Annotated in this window: 24 protein-coding genes; 17 read left to right on the top strand and 7 right to left on the bottom strand. The window is 46.7% G+C overall.

What is annotated here, in order from left to right; all coding sequences use genetic code 11:
- Position 1: 1 nt before the first annotated feature.
- Entirely contained in the window at positions 2–1,372 is a 1,371-nt protein-coding gene (locus tag KTR07_RS07085; RefSeq protein WP_008761372.1) for an MATE family efflux transporter, read from the bottom strand.
- Between the two features lie 151 nt (positions 1,373–1,523).
- On the opposite strand from KTR07_RS07085, the gene KTR07_RS07080 reads away from it, so the two are divergent.
- The 3 genes from KTR07_RS07080 (at position 1,524) to KTR07_RS07070 (ending at position 4,341) form a co-directional block, all read left to right on the top strand.
- Positions 1,524–2,171 (top strand): HAD family phosphatase, encoded by a 648-nt coding sequence (locus KTR07_RS07080; RefSeq protein WP_008761373.1) that lies wholly within the window; start codon positions 1,524–1,526, stop codon positions 2,169–2,171.
- A 182-nt stretch (positions 2,172–2,353) separates the two neighbouring features.
- Positions 2,354–3,175, top strand: a complete 822-nt coding sequence (gene panB / locus KTR07_RS07075; protein ID WP_008761374.1) for a 3-methyl-2-oxobutanoate hydroxymethyltransferase — start codon at positions 2,354–2,356, stop codon at positions 3,173–3,175.
- A gap of 8 nt (positions 3,176–3,183) precedes the next feature.
- Positions 3,184–4,341, top strand: coding sequence for an MFS transporter (locus KTR07_RS07070; protein ID WP_055298344.1), 1,158 nt, complete (start codon positions 3,184–3,186; stop codon positions 4,339–4,341).
- 128 nt (positions 4,342–4,469) lie between these two features.
- Here the strand turns inward: KTR07_RS07070 and KTR07_RS07065 are convergent, their stop codons facing one another.
- Complete coding sequence (locus KTR07_RS07065) at positions 4,470–6,686, bottom strand: bifunctional (p)ppGpp synthetase/guanosine-3',5'-bis(diphosphate) 3'-pyrophosphohydrolase (RefSeq protein WP_048698493.1); 2,217 nt, start codon at positions 6,684–6,686, stop codon at positions 4,470–4,472.
- Between the two features lie 106 nt (positions 6,687–6,792).
- On the opposite strand from KTR07_RS07065, the gene KTR07_RS07060 reads away from it, so the two are divergent.
- The 5 genes from KTR07_RS07060 to KTR07_RS07040 all read left to right on the top strand — a co-directional run bounded on the left by KTR07_RS07060 (position 6,793) and on the right by KTR07_RS07040 (position 12,710).
- A complete protein-coding gene (locus KTR07_RS07060) occupies positions 6,793–8,310 on the top strand; it encodes a DUF4301 family protein (protein WP_008765579.1) in 1,518 nt (505 codons plus the stop codon).
- Between the two features lie 265 nt (positions 8,311–8,575).
- Complete coding sequence (locus KTR07_RS07055; protein ID WP_217315296.1) at positions 8,576–9,199, top strand: chloramphenicol acetyltransferase; 624 nt, start codon at positions 8,576–8,578, stop codon at positions 9,197–9,199.
- Between the two features lie 84 nt (positions 9,200–9,283).
- The gene (locus tag KTR07_RS07050) at positions 9,284–10,459 is read left to right on the top strand and encodes an acyloxyacyl hydrolase (protein WP_229033023.1); all 1,176 of its coding nucleotides are present in this window, start codon (positions 9,284–9,286) and stop codon (positions 10,457–10,459) included.
- Positions 10,460–10,509: 50 nt separating this feature from the next.
- The gene (purT, locus tag KTR07_RS07045; RefSeq protein ID WP_008765582.1) at positions 10,510–11,676 is read left to right on the top strand and encodes a formate-dependent phosphoribosylglycinamide formyltransferase; all 1,167 of its coding nucleotides are present in this window, start codon (positions 10,510–10,512) and stop codon (positions 11,674–11,676) included.
- 98 nt (positions 11,677–11,774) lie between these two features.
- Entirely contained in the window at positions 11,775–12,710 is a 936-nt protein-coding gene (locus tag KTR07_RS07040; protein ID WP_008765583.1) for a hypothetical protein, read from the top strand.
- Positions 12,711–12,840: 130 nt separating this feature from the next.
- On the opposite strand, the gene KTR07_RS07035 is transcribed toward KTR07_RS07040, so the two are convergent.
- The 3 genes from KTR07_RS07035 to KTR07_RS07025 all read right to left on the bottom strand — a co-directional run bounded on the left by KTR07_RS07035 (position 12,841) and on the right by KTR07_RS07025 (position 14,035).
- Positions 12,841–12,942 carry a smalltalk protein gene (locus tag KTR07_RS07035; RefSeq protein ID WP_149192761.1) on the bottom strand — a complete coding sequence of 34 codons (102 nt, stop codon included), beginning with the start codon at positions 12,940–12,942 and terminating at the stop codon, positions 12,841–12,843.
- Between the two features lie 69 nt (positions 12,943–13,011).
- The gene (locus tag KTR07_RS07030; RefSeq protein ID WP_016267798.1) at positions 13,012–13,461 is read right to left on the bottom strand and encodes an N-acetylmuramoyl-L-alanine amidase; all 450 of its coding nucleotides are present in this window, start codon (positions 13,459–13,461) and stop codon (positions 13,012–13,014) included.
- A gap of 64 nt (positions 13,462–13,525) precedes the next feature.
- Positions 13,526–14,035: an HU family DNA-binding protein gene (locus KTR07_RS07025; RefSeq protein ID WP_008765585.1), complete on the bottom strand. Its 510-nt coding sequence runs from the start codon at positions 14,033–14,035 to the stop codon at positions 13,526–13,528.
- 278 nt (positions 14,036–14,313) lie between these two features.
- On the opposite strand from KTR07_RS07025, the gene KTR07_RS07020 reads away from it, so the two are divergent.
- Positions 14,314–14,559 carry a DUF4248 domain-containing protein gene (locus KTR07_RS07020; protein WP_008761384.1) on the top strand — a complete coding sequence of 82 codons (246 nt, stop codon included), beginning with the start codon at positions 14,314–14,316 and terminating at the stop codon, positions 14,557–14,559.
- 204 nt (positions 14,560–14,763) lie between these two features.
- Here the strand turns inward: KTR07_RS07020 and KTR07_RS07015 are convergent, their stop codons facing one another.
- Entirely contained in the window at positions 14,764–17,139 is a 2,376-nt protein-coding gene (locus KTR07_RS07015; protein WP_117859913.1) for a DUF3987 domain-containing protein, read from the bottom strand.
- A gap of 99 nt (positions 17,140–17,238) precedes the next feature.
- Positions 17,239–17,604 (bottom strand): hypothetical protein, encoded by a 366-nt coding sequence (locus tag KTR07_RS07010; protein WP_008761387.1) that lies wholly within the window; start codon positions 17,602–17,604, stop codon positions 17,239–17,241.
- 667 nt (positions 17,605–18,271) lie between these two features.
- Between KTR07_RS07010 and atpD the strand changes: the two genes are divergently transcribed.
- The 8 genes from atpD to atpA are packed head-to-tail and all read left to right on the top strand — an operon-like array spanning position 18,272 to position 24,601.
- Complete coding sequence (gene atpD, locus KTR07_RS07005) at positions 18,272–19,789, top strand: F0F1 ATP synthase subunit beta (protein WP_008761388.1); 1,518 nt, start codon at positions 18,272–18,274, stop codon at positions 19,787–19,789.
- A gap of 18 nt (positions 19,790–19,807) precedes the next feature.
- Positions 19,808–20,053: an ATP synthase F1 subunit epsilon gene (gene atpC, locus KTR07_RS07000; RefSeq protein WP_011107410.1), complete on the top strand. Its 246-nt coding sequence runs from the start codon at positions 19,808–19,810 to the stop codon at positions 20,051–20,053.
- A gap of 42 nt (positions 20,054–20,095) precedes the next feature.
- The gene (locus KTR07_RS06995) at positions 20,096–20,530 is read left to right on the top strand and encodes a hypothetical protein (protein ID WP_008765589.1); all 435 of its coding nucleotides are present in this window, start codon (positions 20,096–20,098) and stop codon (positions 20,528–20,530) included.
- Positions 20,514–21,620, top strand: coding sequence for a F0F1 ATP synthase subunit A (gene atpB / locus KTR07_RS06990; RefSeq protein ID WP_011107411.1), 1,107 nt, complete (start codon positions 20,514–20,516; stop codon positions 21,618–21,620). The genes KTR07_RS06995 and atpB overlap by 17 nt, the downstream gene beginning before the upstream one ends.
- Positions 21,621–21,678: 58 nt before the next feature.
- On the top strand, positions 21,679–21,936 hold the full coding sequence (gene atpE, locus KTR07_RS06985) for an ATP synthase F0 subunit C (RefSeq protein ID WP_004295758.1): 258 nt from the start codon (positions 21,679–21,681) through the stop codon (positions 21,934–21,936).
- Positions 21,937–21,948: 12 nt separating this feature from the next.
- A complete protein-coding gene (atpF, locus tag KTR07_RS06980; protein WP_008761391.1) occupies positions 21,949–22,452 on the top strand; it encodes a F0F1 ATP synthase subunit B in 504 nt (167 codons plus the stop codon).
- Between the two features lie 5 nt (positions 22,453–22,457).
- Positions 22,458–23,018, top strand: coding sequence for a F0F1 ATP synthase subunit delta (locus KTR07_RS06975; RefSeq protein WP_008761392.1), 561 nt, complete (start codon positions 22,458–22,460; stop codon positions 23,016–23,018).
- Positions 23,018–24,601, top strand: coding sequence for a F0F1 ATP synthase subunit alpha (atpA, locus tag KTR07_RS06970; protein WP_008761393.1), 1,584 nt, complete (start codon positions 23,018–23,020; stop codon positions 24,599–24,601). Before KTR07_RS06975 ends, atpA begins: the two co-directional genes overlap by 1 nt.
- The last annotated feature ends 39 nt before the right edge of the window (positions 24,602–24,640 follow it).

The following is a 24,640-nucleotide window of genomic DNA, read 5'->3' as shown; positions in this document are numbered from 1 at the left end:
TTTATTCCGCCACTTTATCCGCTATCGGATGTTCTTTCGATACTTTCTTTATATAAATCATCAGACTGATAACTGCCGTAATAAATGCTAAAGAGTCCGATACCGGCAGACTGATCCATATTCCCTTCAGTCCCCACCAATGCGGGAATAACAACAGGCAAGGCAGCAAATAAAGCAACTGCCGCGTCAACGAAAGGAAAATACTTATTTTTACTTTGCCTATACTTTGGAAGAAGTTACCGATTACAATCTGTGCTCCTACAAACGGGAACATAAGTACAGTCAACCGAAGACCGTCCACCGCAAGTCCGATTAACTCATCACTATCCGTGAAGACTGCCGATACTGCATGAGGGAAAAACTCGCAAATCAGAAAGCCACTGCTTGTAATCACTACACCGGAAATAATTCCCAGCTTTAGCGTCTGTTTCACCCGGTCTATCTTCTGTGCTCCGAAGTTGTAGCCTACAATCGGCTGCATGCCCATCGTCAGTCCCAATACGATCATGACATAAAGCGTCAGCAACCGGTTGATGATTCCGTAAGCACCGATAGCCATGTCGCCTCCATGTTCCTGCAAACTATTATTAATCACGATAACGATGGCACAAGCACAGACATTCATCAGGAAAGGAGACATGCCGATAGCGAAAATACTCTCTACAATCCTTCCTTTCATTTTCCAGACCTTTCCCTCAAAATGCACCGTACTGTCTTTCTTGCAGAAGTGGCTCACCACCCATACCATTCCGATCAGCTGTGAGATAACCGTTGCTGTAGCCGCTCCCCGCATTCCCCATTCAAAGTGAAAGATAAAGATAGGAGCGAGGATGATATTTGCTACTACCGTTACCATAGAAGTAAGCATCGCTTTCTTCGGATATCCGGTGGCACGCATCACATTATTCAGACCGATCATCGTGTATGTGATGGGAGTTCCCAATAAAATCACCTGCATAAAACTCCGTGCATAAGGCAGTGTGTCGGGACTGGCACCAAAGAAAGTCAGTATATCATCAAGAAAGATAAAAGACAGGATACCGAAAAAGAAAGAATTTGTGATACAGAGCATCAGCGTATGTGACAGAATCTCCGTAGCCCCTTTCATATCTTTCTGTCCCAGGCGAATAGAAGCGATGGTAGAACCACCCGCCGAAACGAGTGTACAGAAAGCAACGACCAGATTCATCAGAGGAAAGCTCACCGCCAGTCCGGCAATAGCCATCGCACCCACACCGTGACCGATGAAGATGCTGTCGATGATATTATAGATAGACGTGATTGTCATCCCGATGATAGCGGGAATGGAGTATTGCAACAGTAGTTTACCGATGCTTTCTTTTCCTAATATGTGCGGATCGTTTTTGCTCATGCGCTCGTATGGATTGTTGGATGAAAACGAATGTTACGTTTTTTTAAGTGGGGCAAAGGTACGAATTATTTGCCTGATTCGATGATTATTCGGAACTTTGCACAATTCAATACACAAGGTTTAACGTTTTAGGTAAAAAGAAAGATTACGTATGGATACAACAAAGACAATTGCGGCACTGTTCGATTTTGATGGTGTCATCATGGATACGGAAACACAGTACACTGTTTTCTGGGATGAACAAGGGCGTAAATATCTGAATGAAGAAGACTTCGGCCGTCGTATCAAGGGACAGACGCTGACCCAGATTTACGAGAAATATTTCTCGGACCTCCCCGAAGCTCAACAAGAGATTACGGCCGGACTCAATATTTATGAGAAAAGCATGTCCTATGAGTACATCCCCGGTGTAGAAGCTTTTATTGCCGATCTTCGTAAACACGGAGCAAAAATAGCCGTTGTAACCAGCTCCAACGAAGAGAAGATGCAAAACGTCTATAACGCCCATCCCGAATTTAAAGGAATGGTAGACCGCATCCTGACCGGAGAAATGTTTGCCCGTTCCAAACCCGCTCCCGACTGTTTCCTGCTCGGTATGGAAATATTCGGTGCTACTCCCGAAAACTCGTACGTGTTCGAAGACTCCTTCCACGGTCTGCAAGCCGGAATGACTTCCGGTGCCACCGTTATCGGTCTTGCCACTACCAATACAAGAGAGGCCATCACCGGAAAGGCACATTATATAATAGATGACTTTTCGGAAATGACCTTTGAACACTTATTGGCTTTGCATCGTTAGTTTTTTCTTGTTATCTTCTTGATTTGTCCTTTTGGCCGCCTTCTCATTAACTTGGGGAGGTGTTTGAAAGGATTTTTTCTTTTTCTTTCTCACTTATGAAAGAAATGTTATAACTTTGCCGCAATTTTTGATGGCGTTGACGCCTTATTTAATTTCTAGTTTTAATTTAAAATTTAAGAAACATGGCTGGTTATATATCAGATGACACAAGAAAGGTGACTACTCATCGCCTGGTTGAAATGAAGCAAAGAGGCGAAAGAATATCTATGCTTACTTCTTATGATTACACAATGGCACAGATCGTAGATGGTGCGGGAATGGACGTAATTTTGGTAGGCGACTCCGCTTCCAACGTGATGGCAGGTAACGTGACTACATTGCCTATAACTCTCGACCAGATGATTTATCACGCTAAATCAGTGGTACGTGGCGTAAAACGCGCTATGGTCGTAGTAGACATGCCTTTCGGTTCCTATCAAGGTAACGAAATGGAAGGTCTTGCTTCTGCCATCCGCATTATGAAGGAAAGCCATGCCGATGCTTTGAAACTGGAAGGCGGAGAAGAAATCATCGATACGGTGAAGCGTATCATCAGTGCGGGTATTCCGGTGATGGGACACTTGGGACTGATGCCTCAGTCTATTAATAAATACGGTACTTACACGGTACGTGCCAAAGATGACAACGAAGCTGAAAAGCTGATTCGTGATGCTCATCTTCTCGAAGAGGCAGGCTGCTTTGCCATCGTACTCGAAAAGATACCGGCTACTCTTGCAGAACGTGTGGCTTCCGAACTGACGATACCTATTATAGGTATTGGTGCCGGTGGTCATGTTGACGGACAAGTATTGGTCATTCAGGATATGCTTGGAATGAACAACGGATTCCGTCCGCGCTTCTTACGTCGTTATGCAGACCTGTATACGGTGATGACTGACGCTATCAGCCGTTACGTATCCGACGTGAAGAATTGCGACTTCCCTAACGAGAAGGAACAATATTAAAACAGTATATGGCAGTTAAATTGTGGACAGTTCATTTTATGCGGATATGCGTAGCTAATTTGCTGTTGTTTATCTCCTTGTATATCTTGTTTCCGGTACTTTCCGTTGAGATGGCAGACCGTCTCGGAGTACCGGTGGCACAGACAGGAGTGATCTTTCTTTTTTTCACTTTAGGAATGTTCCTTATCGGTCCGTTCCATGCTTATCTCGTAGATGCTTATAAGCGTAAGTACGTATGTATGTTCTCTTTTGCCACGATGGTGGCAGCAACGGCAGGATACGCCTTTGTGACGAACATCACGGAACTTATCTTGTTGAGCACCGTACAGGGACTGGCTTTCGGAATCGCTACCACCGCAGGAATCACACTTGCCATTGACATAACGAACGCTACACTTCGCAGTGCCGGAAATGTCAGTTTCTCCTGGATGGCACGTCTGGGGATGATTATAGGCATTGTTCTGGGTGTCTGGCTTTATCAGAGCTATTCCTTTAAAAATCTATTGTCCGTATCGGTGATTACCGGAGCAGCAGGTGTTTTGATGGTATCCGGAGTGTATGTGCCTTTCCGTGCACCGATTGTGACCAGGCTTTATTCATTCGATCGCTTTTTGCTGTTGCGGGGATGGGTGCCTGCCATCAATATGATTCTGATCACCTTCGTTCCGGGGTTGTTGATTCCGCTTGTACACCGTTTCCTTAACGATTCCGTATGGGGAAGCAGTGGAATCCCTATACCGTTCTTTGTCGGTACGGGCATCGGATATCTTGCCTCCCTGCTGCTGGCGCGTCTGTTTATTCTGAAAGAAAAAACTTTGCGGCTGGTGCTCGTCGGCATCATACTGGAGATTGTAGCCATCACTCTACTGGCCTCCGGCTTTCCGGTAGGCGTACCTTCCATACTCTTGGGTTTGGGACTGGGGTTGGTGATGCCGGAATTTCTGGTCATGTTCGTGAAACTGTCACATCATTGTCAGCGGGGTACGGCAAATACCACTCATCTGTTGGCCAGCGAAGTCGGATTCGCATCCGGAATAGCTGTTGCGTGTTACTTCGATTTGGAAGCGGATAAGATGCTCTATACAGGACAGGTGGTAGCTGTGATCGCTTTGATTTTCTTTATACTGGTTACATATCCATATTATAAGAGAAAGAAAGTGAGATAAATCGTTTCGCACTATTTCCGTGACATGATTGTCTATCATAAATAAAAAGACTGGCGTTATCCTGACGGAGATAATGCCAGTCTTTTTATTAAAGACCTGTCAACAGATTTGCTGTTAGCATAGAGTGCTTAGTTTCTGCTTACCTGTTTAACTCCCTTCACTGTCCGCAGCTTTTTGATCAGCGCTTCCAGTCGTCCGGTATCACCCACCATGACCGTAAGCGTTCCGGAGAATAGTCCGTCGTTGGAATTGATTCCGATGGACCGCAGACTGATTCCATTCTCTTTGGAAATGATGGAAGTAATATTGGTAACAATGCCGATATCATCATGACCTACTACGCGCAGCGTAATAGGATACTGCGTACCGACTGACTTGCCAGCCCAACGCGCTTTAACAATCCGGTATCCGAACCGTTCGCGCATCTGATTGGCATTCGGACAGTCTGCCCGGTGAATCTTGATACCTCCGCTCACGGTTACAAATCCGAATACATCATCCCCATAGATTGGGTTACAGCATTTGGCCAGTTTAAATTCCAGTCCTTTCAGATTCTGATCAATGACCAGTACATCTTCTTTTGAGCTAGGTTCTTCCTGAGTTGCCTGCAAATTATATCCTTCGGCACTACGATACACAATCTCGTCGTGCGTGTCATTGTCCCGTCTCTGCTGTTCAAGGTATTTATCCAGAATGTCGTTGACATCCAATGTCTCGTCAGCAATCTTCTGATAAAACTCTGTCACATTCTTAAAGCCCAGCCGCTTGATCAGACGCATCATGGTGGCTTCGTCATACTCCATCTTCCGGTTTTTGAACTTCCGTTCCAGTGTCTCTTTGGCGAAATCGTGCTGGCGTGCTACCATCTCTTTGAGTGCCTGCCGTATCTTGGTGCGGGCTTTGGAAGTCGTCACGATGTTGAGCCAGTCTTGTTTGGGAGTCTGGGTATTCGACGTCATGATTTCTACCTGATCACCGCTGTTCAGTTTCTGTTTGAGCTGTACATTCTTGCCGTTTACTTTCGCACCGATACACTTGCATCCCAGTTTGCTATGAATATGGAATGCAAAATCGAGCACAGTAGCCCCTTTGGCAAGTTTGAATAAGTCTCCTTTAGGCGTGAATACGAATACCTCATCTTCGTAAAGGTCCATCTTGAACTGATCCATTACTTTCAGTGAGTCGTTATCCGCATTTTCAAGCGCTTCACGTACCGAAGTCAGCCATTCGTCCAGTCCTGTTTCCCCTTTGATACCTTTGTATCTCCAGTGGGCGGCGAGTCCCCGTTCGGCGATCTCGTCCATCCGGCGGGTACGGATCTGTACTTCCACCCATCTGCCTTCCGGACCCATCACAGTGATGTGCAACGATTCATAACCGTTGCTCTTCGGAATCGAGAGCCAGTCCCGCAGACGTTTCGGGTTCGGCTGATACATATCCGTTACGATAGAATAGACCTGCCAGCATTCCTGCTTTTCTTTGGCCGGGTCCGGTTCGGAATCCAGAATGATACGGATAGCGAACAAGTCATAGATACCTTCAAACGGAGTCTTCTGCTTCTGAATCTTGTTCCAGATGGAATGGATGGATTTGGTACGTCCCTTGATGTCGAACTTCAGTCCGGCTTCCTTTACCTTCTTCTGGATAGGATCGATGAAAGAAGCGATATACTTGTCGCGGGATGCTTTCGTCTCGTTGAGCTTCTCCTTTATATAATAGTAAGTTTCCCGCTGCGTATATTTCAGCGACAAGTCTTCCAACTCCGATTTCAGTTTGTAAAGTCCCAGCTTGTGTGCCAGCGGAGCATACAGGTAAGCAGCTTCGTTCGCCACTTTCACCCGGTCTTCCTCGTTGCCTGTATCCTTGATCTGGCGCATGATATTCACACGGTCTGCGATCATAATCAGGATGACGCGCATATCTTCGGCAAAAGAGAGCAGGAGATTGCGGAAATTCTCCGATTCGATCGCCGGACTTTTGGAGTACAGTTCGTTTGTTTTCACCAGGCCTTTGATGATACTTCCCACATCTTCGCCATATTCGGCATTCACTTCTTCGATAGACAGGATATGTGCCTTCACTATTTCGTGAAGCATGATGCCGATCAGGCACGAACCTTTCATGCCGATTTCTTCGGCTACGATGACCGCCGTTTGTAAATCTCTGATGACGGGATTCATCCCGAAGTTATTGCGTTGCAGCCCGTTACACTGGGCGGCTTTGATAAGATGTTTCTTTAATTTTTGGCAATCCCTCCAGAAAATCGTATCTCCGGCAGATTGCAACAGATGCCTGTAGAGTGAAAAAAGCTCCTTCTTTTCCTCTGATGTAAAAAAGTCGTCCATATTCAATCTTGTTAATTCGACGTAAAATTACTTTTTTTCCCGGTTATTCGGCAAGAAGTAAATAACATTTTGTATTTTTGGGCATCAATTAATAAAAATAGATATTATGATAACGACACAGGACAAAGAGTTGCTTGCCAAGAAAGGCATCACGGAGGCGCAGATAGCAGAACAGCTGGCTTGCTTCCAGACGGGTTTTCCTTATTTGAAACTGGATGCTGCCGCTTCCATAGAAAAAGGCATATTGGCTCCTGACGCAGAAGAAAAGAACGCATATCTGGCTGCATGGGATGCTTATAAGAATACGGATAAAATCATCGTGAAGTTTGTTCCTGCTTCGGGCGCTGCCAGTCGTATGTTCAAGAATCTGTTCGAGTTTCTGTCCGCAGAGTATGACAAACCTACTACAAAGTTTGAGCAGGCATTCTTCGACGGAATCAGGGATTTTGCTTTCTTCGACGACTTGAATGTAGCTTGTCAGCGTACAGCCGGAAAAGATATTCCGGGGCTGATGGAAGAAGGTAATTACAAAGCTGTAGTAGCTGCCCTTCTCGAAACTGCCGGACTCAACTACGGAGCACTTCCGAAAGGTCTGCTTAAATTCCATAAATATCCCGAAGGTTCACGTACTCCACTGGAAGAACATCTTGCCGAAGGCGCTATGTATGCAGCCGGAAAGAGTGGAAAAGTCAACGTACACTTCACCGTCTCTACCGAGCATCGCGAACTCTTCAAGAAGCTGGTGGAAGAGAAAGCCGAAGCATTTGGCAAACGCTACGGAGTAGACTATTACATCACCTTCTCCGAACAGAAACCGAATACCGATACCATCGCTGCCGATATGGACAACCAACCGTTCCGCGACAACGGCAAACTCCTGTTCCGTCCGGGTGGTCACGGTGCACTGATCGAGAACCTGAACGATCTCGACGCCGACATTATCTTCATCAAGAATATCGACAACGTAGTACCCGATAAACTGAAAGCCGACACCGTTACTTATAAAAAACTGATTGCCGGCGTACTCGTGTCCTTGCAGAAAAAGGCATTCGAATACCTCGAACTGCTCGACAGCGGAAAGTATACGCACGAGCAAATCATGGAAATTCTCCAATTCCTGCAAAAACAACTTTTCTGCAAGAATCCCGAAACGAAGAACCTCGAAGATGCCGAACTGGTGATCTACCTGAAGAACAAATTGAACCGTCCGATGCGTGTATGCGGTATGGTGAAGAATGTAGGTGAGCCGGGTGGCGGTCCGTTCCTTGCTTATAACAGTGACGGAACTATCTCACTGCAAATCCTCGAAAGCTCTCAGATCGACATGAACGATCCTGCCAAAAAGGAAATGTTCGAAAAGGGTACGCACTTCAATCCGGTAGACTTGGTTTGTGCCGTACGCGATTATAAAGGTCACAAGTTCGACCTGGTGAAATATGTAGATAAGGCGACCGGCTTCATTTCTTATAAATCAAAGAACGGAAAAGACCTGAAAGCGCTTGAACTTCCCGGCTTATGGAATGGTGCGATGAGCGACTGGAACACAGTATTCGTAGAAGTTCCTCTTACCACTTTCAATCCGGTGAAAACGGTGAACGACCTGTTGCGCGAACAGCATCAGTAGGATTTAAAACAAGATTGGGTCCAGTCTGTCATTCTTCCTCCTCCGCGGTCGTCCGAATGGCAGATACAGACAAATGTCTCTCCCAATCATTATAATTACTAATTAAGTAAAAGCAAAATCTGAGAGGCTGACTAAAAAGTCAGTACTATCTTAAATTTCCTCCTTCCCGAAGGAGGAGATTTAAGATACTGCCGACTTTTAGTCAGCCCTAGTGTAGATACAACCGACTTTTTAGTCACTACTTATAATAAAAAGAGTATTTAGGATGAATCAGATAGAAAAGATCATTGACATTGCAACATGGAACAGAAAAGAGCATTTTGAACATTTCAGCGCATTCGATGATCCCTTTTTCGGAGTGACAGTTCATGTAGACTGTACCCGTTCTTATCAGGAGGCTAAAGACAAAGGCGTCTCCTTTTCTCTTTTACTATTACATCGTATCATCACTGCCGCAAGCAAAGTCGAGGAATTCCGTTACCGCATCGAGGGCGACAAGGTAGTCTGCTATGACAGTCTTCTTCCCGAAGCGACAGTAGGGCGTGCCGATCATACTTTTTCTTTTGCCGCCTTTGAGTACGATCCCGATGAGTTCACTTTTATCCGTAAGGCGAAAACCGAAATGGAGCGGCTGCAAGCCACCACCGGACTGAACAAAGGAGGAACTTTCCATCCCAACGCCATTCACTATTCGGCTGTCCCATGGCTGGCCTTTACAGATATGAAACACCCTACGAACATGCGTTCGGGCGATAGCGTCCCCAAAATATCCACCGGAAAATACTTTCGGGAAGGAGAGAAGCTGATGCTCCCCATTTCCGTCACTTGTCATCACGGACTGATGGATGGTTATCATGTTGCCAAGTTTATTGAGACCCTTGATTTATGAAACCGTCAGGAACTGAAGACTAACAATGACGGCACTATGAGAAACAAGACCCTGAGATGGAAAACCATCGTTCTTTGTTCCATCATGTTTTGCCTGCCGAAGACTCCTTTGGCAGGGCAGGAGTCTTCTGGTTTTATCCATCGTTTGGGAATGGAAGCCCGTCCGCAATATGTATTTCCTACCAACCCCTTCCTGCAAGGAGAGAACGAACGCTGGAAACCGATTCAGACATCGTTTGCTGCCCACTTGAAATACTCGTTCAAGTTTCGCCCCAATACTTGTGCCGACCGTATTTACGGTGGAGCTTATCAGGGTATCGGTGTATCCCTTACCACCTTTGGTGATAAAAAACAGTTGGGCGATCCTTTCTCATTCTATGTGTTTCAAGGAGCACGAATTGCCCGTTTCTCTCCCCGTGCCTCGCTCAATTATGAGTGGAATTTCGGTTTGTCCGCCGGATGGAAGCCATACGACAATTATTATAATTCCTATAATGGTGCGGTCGGTTCACGGATGAATGCTTATATCAATGCCGGAGTTTACATAAACTGGGCGTTTTCCCGTTACTTCGATCTGATTGTCGGAGGCGATTTCACGCACTTCTCCAATGGTAACACTAAATTCCCGAATGCCGGAATCAATACTGCCGGAGCCAAGATCGGACTCGTCTACAATTTCAATCGTACGGAAGAAGACCTCTCGAAATCACTCTATCAGCCTGTCACCACCCGTTTTCCCCGCCATATCAGTTATGATGTCGTGCTGTTCGGGTCATGGCGTCGAAAGGGAGTGTGGGTAGGAGAGAAGCAGATCGCATCTCCCAATGCGTATCCCGTTGCCGGATTCAATTTTGCCCCGATGTATAATCTGGGTTATAAGTTTCGCGTGGGAGCTTCACTGGACGGTGTTTATGATGGCAGTGCCAATGTATATAGGGAAGATGTAATTGTGGAATATGGGAGCAGCAGTTCTAAACGTGAGTTCCTGAAACCGGGCATTCAGCATCAGCTGGCCTTGGGACTTTCGGGACGTGCGGAATATGTGATGCCTTATTTTACCATCGGTGTCGGCATGGGAGCCAACGTGCTCAGCCGTGGCGATATGAGAGGCTTCTACCAGATTCTTGCATTGAAAATAGCCGTTACCCGCAGTTCCTTTCTTCATATCGGATACAATTTGCAGAACTTCCAGACGCCCAACTATCTGATGCTCGGACTCGGTTTCCGTTTCCACAATAAATATCCTAAGGTACGTCATTAATAAAAAGAAATATACTAATTTTGCATCACTAACATAAAACACTCAAAATAATGAAGAAAATACTGTTACTCGGTTCCGGAGAGTTAGGAAAAGAGTTTGTGATCTCTGCACAGCGCAAGGGGCAACACGTCATTGCTTGTGATTCTTATGCCGGAGCACCTGCTATGCAAGTTGCCGATGAATTTGAAGTCTTCGACATGCTGGACGGTGAAGCATTGGAACGCGTTGTAGAAAAACATCATCCGGACATCATCGTTCCGGAGATAGAAGCCATCCGCACAGAGCGTCTCTATGACTTTGAAAAAGAAGGAATTCAGGTAGTGCCCAGTGCCCGTGCCGTCAACTTCACGATGAACCGTAAGGCGATCCGTGACCTTGCCGCCAAAGAACTCGGCTTGAAAACAGCCAACTATTTTTATGCCAAGACACTGGACGAACTGAAGGAAGCAGCCGCCAAAATCGGTTTCCCTTGTGTCGTCAAACCGTTGATGTCTTCTTCCGGCAAAGGACAGTCTCTCGTCAAGAGTGCCGACGAGCTTGAACATGCCTGGGAATATGGATGCAGTGGCAGCCGTGGCGATATCCGCGAACTGATCATCGAAGAATTCATCAAGTTCGACAGTGAAATCACCCTGCTCACCGTTACACAGAAAAACGGACCTACGCTGTTCTGTCCTCCTATCGGACACGTACAGAAAGGCGGTGACTACCGTGAGAGTTTCCAGCCTGCACACATCGACCCTGCACACTTGAAAGAAGCCGAAGAAATGGCGGAAAAAGTAACCCGTGCCTTGACTGGTGCCGGACTTTGGGGAGTGGAATTCTTCCTGAGCCATGAAAACGGAGTCTACTTCTCCGAGCTTTCTCCCCGTCCGCACGATACGGGCATGGTGACATTGGCAGGAACGCAGAATCTGAATGAGTTCGAACTTCACCTGCGTGCCGTACTCGGTCTGCCCATCCCCGGCATCAAGCAGGAGCGGATCGGTGCAAGTGCCGTTATCCTTTCTCCGATAGCGAGTCAGGAACGTCCTCAATATCGTGGCATGGAAGAAGTGACGAAAGAAGAAGACACTTATCTGCGCATCTTCGGCAAGCCGTTTACCCGCGTCAACCGTCGCATGGGAGTCGTACTTTGCTATGCACCGCTGAACTCCGATCTGGATGCGTTGCGTGATAAAGCGAAACGAATCGCCGAGAAAGTAGAGGTGTACTAAATAAAAAAGAATGAGAGTGAGTCAAAAGCAAAAGGATAGTGAATATTGCTTTTGATTCTCTCTCATCATCTCCTCTTATATAACTAATAATGAAAAACATGAAAAAGACTAAACTATTGGCAGCTACTGCTATGCTATTACTGACTTCCTGTTCACCTAAAGTGGTCACTAACATTGTAAGAACCTATCCGGATATTATTCCGGCAGATTCGGTCTATGTCATCGGTTTGGGAGAAAAAGTGCCCAATACAGCCGAGACTATCGGGCGTGTATCAGTAGTGGATCGGGGTACTTCTACGAATTGCCGTTATGATCAGGTATTACATCTTGCACAAGAGGCTACAGGAAAGATTGGTGGCAATGGACTCGCCATCACTAATCACCAGAAACCTTCTTTTTGGGGAAGTTCCTGTCATCAGATTTCCGGACTGATGCTGCGGTTGTCGGATAAAAGTGTGGATACACTGAAAACAAATCCTGTACAAGACGTAATAGATCTCGACCTGGTTATTGCTAAAGACTATGCAGAAAGCAGAAAAGCGCCTGCCAACACGTTTGAAGCGAGCTTCGGATATGGATGGGTGATCAGCAAGATTTATGATATCAACGGTAGGGCGTTAGATTCGAAAGGAGGAGTTGAATGGAAGCTCGCTTACGAACATGTCTGGAACGGTGGGATGGGAATCGGACTTCAATATGCTGGTTTCAAGAAGTCATTCTCCGGTGGCGATATGATGTTCTCCTATATAGCTCCGGAGTGGGTAAGCCGTACAAAATTTGACAGATGGATCTTAAAATCAGGCGTTGGTGTCGGCGTTTTCCTTTATCATGATCCTTTCTACAATGCTGCCGGATTCGGCCTTCATGCCACATTAGGATTTGAGTACATGCTTTCATCTAATTGGGGACTCGGCTTGACTCTGAACGGGATCGGTGGAAGTATGCCCAAACAGGACTGGATGCTGCTGAAAGAAGACGAACGTTGTGGAATCACCCGCTTTAACCTGCTGGGTGGGCTGCGCTACTACTTCTGATGATAACTCCTTCTTTCTAGGAAGAATATCAACGTTTATACTGTACTTAGATTTATAAATAAAGAGAGAGGACAGAAGTCTGAACCTGCATCCTCTCTCTCACGTTTATGACATTGTTATTTCTCTGATCTTACAGACTCATCGCATTACCGCCTACAATACCCAGCACTGCCGAAGCCACCGCGATGACTACTTTCAAAATGGTATCCCAAAGGGATCTCTTGACTGCCATAACTCTACACACCTCCTTTCCGACTCTTTATATGATTGATTACTAAGTGAATCATTACCGAATGACCGATTACAAGGCATAACTTTCCTCCTTTACCTCAAAGCACGGGCACGCCTTGATCCACTCCTCCGGCTCAATCTCTCCATTACCGTTGCGATCCGGCGACAAGTCGCGATGACCGCACACCCGGCAACCGGGGAATCTCTCTTGCAACTGATGCACCAGCAGCCGGAGCGCTGCCCGCTGTTCCGGTGTCCGTGTGTCCGCCGGGCGTCCCCGGCAGTCCAGGCCGCCTTCGTAGCAAATTCCGATACTCTCCGCATTAAAACCTTTCGCATGTGCCCCGATCCGTTCCACCGGACGGGTAAGATGCGTTGTTCCATCTTTGCGGATATAGTAATGATAACCTGTCCCGTTAAATCCCCGCCGGCGGTGCATCGTATCCAGATCAAAAGCCGTCAACTCCTTGTCTGCCCGCGTTGCAGAACAGTGAATCACAATTAAATGAATCTTCCTCATAAAGCCACTAATTCTAACTATCAATCCCTCGTACATTGATTACCAACTCTCAACTCTCCACTTCTTACACTGTCGGGTCCGGAGCTTCCTCGTCGCCTCCGCCGCCTTCGTTTCCACCGCCACCGGGGGTGTTGTCCTCTCCTGATCCGTCGCCTTTCTTCTTTTTCGGGGCTTCGAGGTCGAGAAACTCGATCTTGTCACCGGCACGGGTAGACGTTAGGTTGGGGCGGACGCTGCTGGAAGGGCGGAAGTTGATCTGTATAGATTTGATATTCTTCACCGTACACTCTTCTTTCGTGGTTGCTCCCAGCGTATGGGCGGATAGGCTGAATACACCGAAGTCTCTGATATTGACCGATTTTCCGTCGAAGAGCGCCGCTCGCATTGCCTCCACATAGTTGGTCAGTACGCTTTGGATGTCGCCCAGGGAGAGGGAACTCTTGTCTTTCATGATGTAGGCGATGCCGTCAAGGTCTACACTTTGGCCCATCGTCACCAGTTGGGGGTGGTACTTCAGCACCCCGTCAATTTTTCGCGGGTCTTTACGACCCATTCTTTTAAATGGTATTGCCATGATGATAAATTAAAGATTTAGAAAAATATAAATTAATAATTACTGATTGCTGTCACTCGATCAGTGTCGGGAGAGAGAATGAGCTCTGTTTCTTTCTTTCGATGTGTCAAAGGTAGCCTATTCTTAAGCCATGAGAATACGTACTTTATCGTACTTCGTCGTACTTTCTTTCAGAATGTATTTACTTTCTTTCTGATTGATTTTATTTTACTTATTTGCTTGTGTGCGCAAATATGTTTTAGTATATTTGGAGTACGAAAGAACTTAAAAACAACGATATGAAAACAGAAAAAGAAGAAGCGGAAGAAGAACCGTTTGTCATCCGTCCGTATTTGAAGTCGGAGCTGGCTCACAAGTACAATCCACATTTGCCATTGATTTATGCCATGCAGAAACTACGGGGATGGATCAGAAATAATAAAGAACTTTATGACGCTATGTATAGCGGTGGAGAAGGAAAAAACGATCATGCTTATAGCAGCAGACAGGTGAGGCTGATCGTGAAGTTTCTCGATGAGCCGTGAATCTGTTTTTCGATGAGTCGTCCGTCTGTAAGGAAGAAAAAGAAATTAGCTATTAGCATATTTCGATTAGCTATTAGCTAATTTGTTTTTGCTAATAGCTAATTTCGATATGCTAATAAGACTTATTGTTTTTTTTCTTGTGACAATGAAGTAAAAGTCACGAATTTCCCCTTTCAAAGTCCAGTAAAGTCCAGAAAGTCCATATTAGATTTTCAGAATATACGAACCGTGACCTAACTTGCTGATTCTCCCTGCTTTAATGCCTTTATTCAATAAGTAGTAAACGGTGCTTCTTGAGAGGTTCAATTCCTCTCCCAAAGCACATGCTTCTTTGGCTGAAAAACTCTTTTTGAGTTTCGTCAGAAGTCGCGAGAGATTATCGGGCGATTGTAATGGTTTCGTATCTTCGGCAGAGCTTTTTACCGAAGTACTGACCAGTTTACTATGTTCGAAGCAACACAGCACGATGGCGAGCGCTGCTTTGAAATGCGCGTCCGAGCAGTATACTTCGGGTGTTTCCATTCTCATGGTTCCCTTGTCGATGGCGGAGAAAATGCAGCAGATGCGTGCCGTTATCACTCCATAACGTTTCACCACCCCCAGCAGGTCATCATTACCTAACTGGTCCGTATCTTTGAGCAGTTGCGTGAATACCCGGTTGAATTCTTTTTTCTGTGTATCTGTCAGCTTTACTTCCGTAGGAGAATCTTTCAGAAACAATGCCATCTGTGCGAAGCGCATGGACAACTCGTTGAAGAGATCGTCCGCCCGCACCTTTTCCTCCGCGAACACATCCTGCCATGCTGCCGGAAGTCTGAAAGTATTGATCAGAAAGCGGTTGTACAGCCCTGTCTCCATGGTCGGGATGAATAAAATGAGGCTGGATGGAGTACCGGTGAGAAAAGCCGACAGGGAGGGATATTCCACTTTCAGCGGATGTCGTCCGTTGATCTTGTAGGACGAACTGATCAGTTCGTGCTCGAATGCCTTGCAGAGGATATCGTCGAAGTGTCCGTAATCTTGGTTGCGGGCTGTGCTGACGCTGCTGGCTTCGGTACTGGTGAGCAAGGAAGAACAACTTTGGTTGTTGATGAGGTGAGTGATGAGCTGTGCACGGCTGATGTCGGCAGGGATCAGCGGAAATGCCAGCTTCGGCTCCTCCGGTTCGTCCGGCAGGTTGGTGGCGGCAGTATTCTTTTTGCGTATCGCCTGCAAGGAGAGGGTGTAGTCCCTGAGTGCTTTCTTGTATTCCTTTTCGATCTTCAGACTCTGCTTCTCCCAATACTCACAATAGTGCTTGTGCAGGCGTATGCCATAGCCGATGAGGTTCTTGTTGGCACCGGAGGAAGCTACGACGATACAGTAGATATTGGGCTGATAATTCCGTCGGTTGTAGCGGATGCTTACACTGGGGAGCATGCTGCTTATCGTGGTAATACATGACAACAAGAGTCCGTCCCTTTCACGCTCGTCTCTTGCGATGGAGACGCACTCCTTGAAGATGGCGGGAATGAGATCGTAAATTTCGTCAGGAAAGGTCGGAGTCTGCTCTCTGAGCTCTTCTCCGATGATTTCATCCTCCTTTTCTGCCGGATTTTCGTTTTCTGAAAATCCTATAACGGACTTTTGGACTTTACTGGAATTTGAAGGAGGATTTTCAAAGCTTTCCGTCTCTGCCGCAGTCATTACATTCTGGTAAGCTGATTTTACAGTACGTGCGATTTCGGGCTCACGGAAGTTGTCTTCTTCCAAGGTGCGAACCAATTCGGTGGTCAGTTCGTTACGGTCGATGCCGCGTTTGCAGGCAGCGCAGCTGAGCCGGAAAACGGTTCCGTTCCGGTCGCCCGTTGCGGCAGGGTAGAGGGTGAGGTAGGACTGTACGAAGGGAGCGGCGGAAATCCGGTTACCCGGCATCGCAGGCGGATGTCCGTTGGAGAAAGAGGTGGGAGTGCAGGTGGTGCGGGGAGCGGAAGTGACGGGAGCGTAGGTGACGCGCGGAGTGAGTGCACCGTTCGGCAGAAAGTCGTTGACGGCCTTTGCGTCACCGTTGTAGTATGCGTCCGGGTCGTATGATCCGAAGCAGGGATGGGTGATATCCTTGCATTTCTCGTCGTTCTCTACGCCGAGAACGGTGGAAACGAGCTTTGCAGTCGCTTCATAAATGGCAGGATAATCGTTTACTCCATCGATATCTATACGAATGAACAACTTAACACCACGTCCGGAGATGCTGATAAACGCTCCCAGGACGTATTCGAGCAGGCAGGCACGTACGAAAATATCCTTTGTCTGTTCGTCCGTATGGTCGATGTCGATGCAGAGTGCGAGTGACAGGGAGGTAAGGTTGTTTTTTGCGTGTCCATTCTTGCATATGCCTGCGGGGATGACACATGCCATGCTGTCTTTGATGGTTTGCGCGTCGTGTTTGCGGTCTTTTGCCAGACAGCTGCGGTGGCCTTCCGTAGGCACTTTCCAATGTCCGTTGCGTACCATTGCGAAAAAATCTTCAAAAGTTATAGTCGTGGGAGTTTTACTCCAAGTGTTGATAAATAGTGACACTTGGTACATGTGCTTTCTCATTTGAAATATAATATATAAGTTGCCGGAAGCGGGTGGTGTAGTTATCACGGGCTTCCGGCTGCGAAGGTAGGAACTTCTCTTTTTTTACCAAATCGATTATTAGGACTGATTTCTGTTCCAATCGTCCCATTGGTCTTTCACCATCTCCTCCAGTTTTCCCAGACAGCTTTTATAGGCTATGGCATGCTTCGGAGAGCGTTCGTCGCGGATTTCGATGCAATGGAACAGCCCTTTCAGTACATCCGGACAGCGTGGCATCAGCGGTATCTGCTTGATGATCCGTTCTTCTTTGTTGCACTCTTTGATGTCTTTATCCTGTACGGATTTCCAAAGAAACTGTTGCTTGAAAATCTCTTTTGCAAGGATTTCAAGTAATTCATTTTGAGTGAATAAGATGGGGAATCCGGGTAGGTGACATTGAGATATATCATCTACTGTCAACGGATTGCCTGCTTTGTCTACCATTGTTACGTTTAACGTAAAGTTGCCGATTTTTTCGGCAAAAGCCAAAAGGTTTTTTTTACCATAATTTTTAGGATTAATAATGCAGCAAATTTCTTCTTTTTTTATCAGAAGAGTGTTTTTTGCTTCTTATTTTTTCTGCTGACATTTAACAAAGTGGCAAAATTAAGGAATTTATAATTTTCTTGCCGAAAACTTTTCCGCTTCAGGCAAATGGGGAGTGTTTAATAGGATGTACGTGCCCGGATATAAAACTAGTTGCATATGCTACTATTTTATCACTCGTTTAAGTGTTTGAATATTACCGTTGAATGGGAAAACTTGATATTAAGTCATAGTTTTAATGATATTTTATAACTAACAGGCTTATTTTACTATACAATCGTAATTGGAATGTTCCGATATTGGTCTGTTTGTAGTCTTTGTTGGCCTAACAAGTGTTATTGAACGACAAATAATGAAAAAGGAAGAACAACGATGCTAATTTGTTTCTACATTTGCGCGGTTGTTTATTTAACTATTTTGTTAAAAAGAAATCGGGCATGATTGAACAAAAGCTAAATTTAACTGTTTACTATAGTAGATTAAAGTAGATAAAACGCGAAACGTTCCTTGTCATGCTACTAAAATTCGATAGGTAAAGAAAGAATAATATAAATAAAGATTGCTTATGTCACAGATTATCGGACATATCTCACAGGTGATCGGCCCTGTGGTCGACGTGTACTTTGAAGGTACGGACGCAGAGTTAATGCTGCCAAGCATTCACGACGCACTGGAGATAAAGAGGCCAAACGGCAAAATACTGGTTGTAGAAGTTCAGCAACACATCGGCGAGAATACGGTTCGTACCGTGGCTATGGACAGCACTGACGGACTTCAGCGAGGCATGAAGGTGTATCCCACCGGAGGCCCGATCACAATGCCGATAGGCGAACAGATTAAAGGACGACTGATGAACGTAGTGGGCGACTCTATCGACGGTATGAAGAGTCTCGACCGTACAGGCGCATATTCCATCCACCGTGATCCCCCAAAGTTTGAAGATTTGACAACTGTGCAGGAGGTACTCTTCACGGGTATCAAAGTAATCGACCTGCTGGAGCCGTATGCCAAAGGTGGCAAGATCGGACTCTTTGGCGGTGCCGGTGTAGGAAAGACCGTACTTATTCAGGAACTGATCAATAATATTGCCAAGAAACATAACGGATTCTCCGTATTTGCCGGAGTCGGCGAGCGTACCCGTGAAGGTAACGACTTGCTGCGTGAAATGATCGAGTCGGGCGTTATCCGCTACGGCGAGGCTTTCAAGGAAAGTATGGAGAAGGGCGACTGGGACCTTTCGAAAGTAGACTATAATGAACTGGAAAAGTCGCAGGTATCCTTGATTTTCGGACAGATGAACGAGCCTCCGGGCGCACGTGCCTCTGTGGCATTGTCCGGACTGACGGTAGCGGAATCTTTCCGTGATGCCGGCAAGGAAGGTGAGAAACGCGATATCCTGTTTTTTATCGATAACATTTTCCGTTTCACGCAGGCGGGTTCGGAAGTCTCGGCTCTGCTGGGACGTATGCCTTCTGCCGTTGGTTATCAGCCGACACTTGCCACGGAAATGGGTGCGATGCAGGAACGTATCACTTCCACCCGGAAAGGTTCTATCACCTCCGTACAGGCAGTATATGTGCCTGCGGATGACTTGACGGACCCTGCTCCGGCAACAACCTTCAGCCATCTGGATGCAACGACCGTGCTCGACCGTAAGATTACGGAATTGGGTATCTATCCGGCTGTCGATCCACTGGCTTCTACGTCCCGTATCCTTGACCCGCACATCGTGGGACAGGAACATTATGACGTAGCACAGCGCGTGAAACAGATTTTGCAGCGCAACAAGGAATTGCAGGACATCATCTCCATCCTTGGTATGGAGGAACTTTCGGAAGAAGATAAACTGGTCGTGAACCGTGCGCGCCGTGTGCAGCGTTTCCTTTCGCAGCCGTTTGCCGTTGCCGAACAGTTTACAGGCGTTCCGGGCGTGATGGTAGGCATCGAGGATACAATCAAAGGGTTCAGAATGATTCTCGACGGTGAGGTAGACAACCTCCCCGAACAGGCTTTCCTGAACGTGGGCACGATTGAAGAAGCGATAGAGAAAGGCAAGAAATTGCTGGAACAAGCGAAAAAGTAATCGAAACAACATTCCATGATGAAAGAATTGCATTTAAGTATCGTATCGCCCGAAAAGAGCGTATTCGACGGAGAAGTGAAGATTGTCACACTGCCGGGAACGGTAGGATCGTTTTCTATCCTGCCGGGACACGCGCCGATCGTCTCGTCATTGAAAGCGGGAACGTTGGGTTATACCACGATGGACGGTGAGGAGCATACATTGGATATTCAGGGTGGTTTTGTTGAAATGAGTGACGGGACAGCTTCGGTGTGTGTCTCGTAAGGAAGACGAGATGGATAATATACAGCAGAAAAACACAACGACATGGTGAACATTAGTAAGACTAAACGGAATTTTATCGCACTGAATACGCTGTTTGCTATACTAAGCGGAGCAGCGGGAGCAGTGATTTTACACATAGCCTTGCCGGGGCATTATTTCGGAGGATATCCGTTTATACCGGTATATTTCTATATCTTCGGTTTGTTTAGTATTTATATGTTCGATGCGTGTCGGCGGCATGCTCCGCAGAAGTTGTCGCTGCTGTATCTGGCAATGAAGATGATAAAAATGATTCTCTCGCTGATTCTGCTGCTGATTTATTGTCTGGCAGTACGCGAAGAAGCCAAGGCTTTCTTGCTGACGTTTATCTCGTTCTATCTGTTGTATCTGATATATGAAACGTGGTTCTTCTTCTCCTTTGAAGTGAACCTGAAACGGAAAAAGAAAAATAAGAATAAAAATGAAACAGTTGCGTAACATAGTAGCTCCGATATTTCTGCTCTGCCTGATGTTGGTAGCCGGTCTGCCGGTCTTCGCGCAGACACAGGAAGATGTGACTCCGCAGGAGCAGAAAGAGAATACGGTCGATGTGAAGGAGATCGTGTTCGGGCATATCGGCGACTCATACGAATGGCATATTACGACGTGGGGTAAAACGCACATTACTATACCATTACCTATCATTGTTTATAGTTCTACTACAGGTTGGCATACGTTCCTTTCTTCCCGTCTCGCTGAGAATGGAGGCACTTATGAAGGGCTCTCCGTCGCCCCCGAAGGAAGTAAGTACGAAGGCAAACTGGTGGAGTATAATGCAGCCGGAGAGCAGGTTCGTCCGTGGGATATTTCCATTACGAAGGTGACATTCGCTTTGTTGTTCAACAGTGTGCTGCTGCTGGTTATCGTGCTGAGTGTGGCGCAATGGTACAGGAAGCGTCCGCAGGGAGCATTGGCACCGGGTGGTTTTATCGGATTCATGGAAATGTTTATCATGATGGTGAACGATGATATCATCAAGAGTTGTGTCGGACCCAACTACCGGAAGTTTGCACCGTATCTGCTGACTGCGTTTTTCTTCATTTTCATTAATAACATCATGGGGCTGATTCCGTTCTTCCCCGGTGGTGCGAATGTGACGGGAAACATTGCCATCACTATGGTGCTTGCAATCTGTACGTTCCTTGCAGTCAACATCTTTGGAACGAAACATTACTGGAAAGATATCTTTTGGCCGGATGTGCCCTGGTGGCTGAAAGTGCCTGTACCGATGATGCCTTTCATCGAGTTCTTCGGAATCTTTACGAAACCGTTTGCCTTGATGATCCGTCTTTTCGCCAATATGCTGGCGGGACACATGGCGATGCTGGTACTGACTTGCCTGATCTTTATCTCGGCAAGCATGGGACCTGCGCTCAACGGTACACTGACGGTAGCTTCCGTACTGTTCAACATTTTTATGAATGCGCTTGAACTGTTGGTAGCTTTCATCCAGGCATATGTATTCACCATGCTTTCGGCCGTATTTATCGGACTGGCGCAGGAAGGTGCAAAAGTAAAAGCAGAATAAACGCGAAGAGAGAGCAAATAAATAAACGAGAAAATAAACCATTTTAAAACTGAAAATTATGTTACTATCAGTATTGTTACAAGCCACTGCAGCAGCAGTAGGAGTAAGTAAATTAGGTGCAGCTATCGGTGCAGGTCTTGCAGTAATCGGAGCTGGTTTGGGTATTGGTAAGATTGGTGGTTCGGCTATGGAAGCTATTGCACGCCAGCCGGAAGCCTCGGGTGACATCCGTATGAATATGATTATCGCCGCCGCCTTGATCGAAGGTGTGGCTCTGTTGGCGGTAGTAGTATGTCTGCTGGTATTCTTCCTGTAATATTAAATAGATATGTCATTACTATTACCTGATAGTGGCCTGTTGTTCTGGATGTTTGTCGCATTCGGGGTTGTGTTCGTGATATTAGCGAAATACGGTTTCCCCATCATCATCAAGATGGTGGAAGGCCGTAAAACCTATATCGACCAGTCCTTGGAGGTGGCAAGAGAAGCCAACGCCCAGTTAGCTCATTTGAAGGAAGAGGGCGAGGCGCTTGTGGCTGCTGCCAACAAGGAACAAGGACGAATCTTGAAGGAGGCAATGGAAGAACGTGACAAGATTGTTCACGAGGCCCGTAAGCAAGCAGAGATAGCCGCACAGAAAGAACTGGATGCGGTGAAACAACAAATCCAGATAGAGAAGGATGAAGCGATCCGCGACATCCGTCGCCAGGTAGCTGTGCTTTCTGTCGATATCGCCGAGAAGGTGCTCCGCAAGAACCTTCAGGACAAAGAATCCCAGATGGGAATGATCGACCGTATGCTGGATGAAGTATTAACCCCTAATAAGAACTAAGGAAGATGGAAGTCGGAGTACTCTCAATGCGATATGCCAAAGCGATGATCGAATACGCTCAGGAGAAAGGTGTGGAGGATAGACTCTACAACGAATTCTTCACATTGTCTCACAGTTTTCGTGTCCAGCCGGGACTGCGCGAAGTGCTTGATAATCCTGTGGTGTCGGTAAAGGACAAGTTGGCGCTGATATGTACGGCTGCCGATGGTAACGGTGAATCCAGCAGAGAGTTTGTCCGTTTCATCACGCTGGTTCTGCGAAACAGGCGCGAAGGCTATTTGCAGTTCATCAGCCTGATGTATCTCGATCTTTACCGGAAACTGAAACACATCGGAGTAGGCAAACTGATTACGGCAGTCCCGGTGGACAAGGAGACAGAAAACCGGATCCGTTCCGCAGCAGCACATATTCTGCATGCCCAAATGGAACTGGATACTGTGATTGATCCCTCGATAGAGGGGGGCTTCATCTTCGATATCAATGATTATCGGCTCGATGCAAGCATTGCCACGCAGTTGAAACGAGTGAAACAACAGTTTATTGATAAGAATAGGAGAATTGTATAATGTCTGAAAATATAAGAGTAAGCGAAGTATCCGATATATTGCGCAAGCAGCTCGAAGGTATCAATACCAACGTGCAGCTCGACGAGATCGGTACGGTGCTCCAGGTAAGCGACGGAGTGGTACGTATCTACGGATTGCGGAACGCCGAAGCCAACGAATTGCTGGAGTTTGACAACGGCATCAAAGCCATTGTGATGAACCTCGAAGAGGACAACGTAGGTGCCGTTCTGCTGGGACCTACCGACAGAATCAAGGAAGGCTTTATAGTGAAACGTACCAAGCGTATCGCCTCAATCCGTGTAGGTGAAAGCATGCTGGGACGTGTCATCGACCCGCTGGGCGAACCGCTCGACGGAAAAGGGCTGATCGGCGGAGAACTGTATGAAATGCCGTTGGAACGCAAAGCGCCGGGAGTTATCTACCGCCAGCCGGTAAACCAACCGTTACAGACGGGCTTGAAAGCTGTAGACGCTATGATTCCTATCGGACGCGGACAGCGTGAGCTGATTATCGGCGACCGTCAGACAGGAAAAACTTCCATTGCGATTGATACGATTATCAATCAGCGCAATAACTTTCTGGCAGGTGACCCGGTGTACTGTATTTATGTAGCTATCGGTCAGAAAGGTTCTACCGTGGCTTCTATCGTAAATACGCTCCGTGAGTATGGAGCGATGGATTACACGATTGTCGTTGCCGCTACGGCAGGTGATCCGGCAGCGTTGCAGTATTATGCACCGTTTGCAGGAGCTGCCATCGGTGAATATTTCCGTGATACCGGCCGTCATGCGCTGGTGGTTTATGATGACCTTTCCAAGCAGGCAGTTGCTTATCGGGAAGTATCATTGATTCTTCGTCGTCCGTCCGGACGTGAGGCGTATCCGGGTGATATCTTTTACCTGCACTCACGTCTGTTGGAACGTGCGGCAAAGATCATCAAGGAAGAAGAAGTGGCACGCGAAATGAACGACCTTCCGGAGAGCCTGAAAGGTATCGTGAAAGGTGGTGGTTCACTCACGGCTTTGCCTATCATTGAGACGCAGGCAGGAGACGTTTCGGCATATATCCCGACGAACGTGATTTCTATTACCGACGGACAGATATTCCTCGAAACGGACTTGTTTAATCAAGGTGTCCGTCCGGCTATCAATGTCGGTATTTCTGTATCCCGTGTAGGTGGTAACGCTCAGATTAAGGCGATGAAGAAAGTGGCCGGAACCTTGAAGATGGACCAGGCACAGTATCGTGAACTGGAAGCCTTCTCCAAGTTTAGCAGTGATATGGACCCCATTACGGCGATGACTATCGACAAGGGACGTAAGAATGCACAATTGCTGATTCAGCCTCAGTATAGTCCGATGCCGGTAGAACAACAGATTGCTATTCTGTATTGCGGCACGCACGGTCTGCTCCACGATGTTCCCTTGGAAAACGTACAGGATTTTGAACGCAGTTTCATCGAATCTCTACAACTCAATCATCAGGAAGATGTGCTGGACGTTCTGAGAACCGGTGTGATAGACGATAACGTGACCAAGGCTATCGAAGAGACTGCCGCTATGGTTGCCAAACAATATTTATAAAATGAAGACGCTGTGTCAAAAGTCAATAGTAACTGAACT

It is taken from the genome of Bacteroides sp. MSK.20.82 (assembly GCF_019052485.1).
Taxonomy (GTDB): Bacteria; Bacteroidota; Bacteroidia; order Bacteroidales; family Bacteroidaceae; genus Bacteroides; species Bacteroides thetaiotaomicron.
This window is presented reverse-complemented; position numbering and strand designations above follow the sequence as displayed.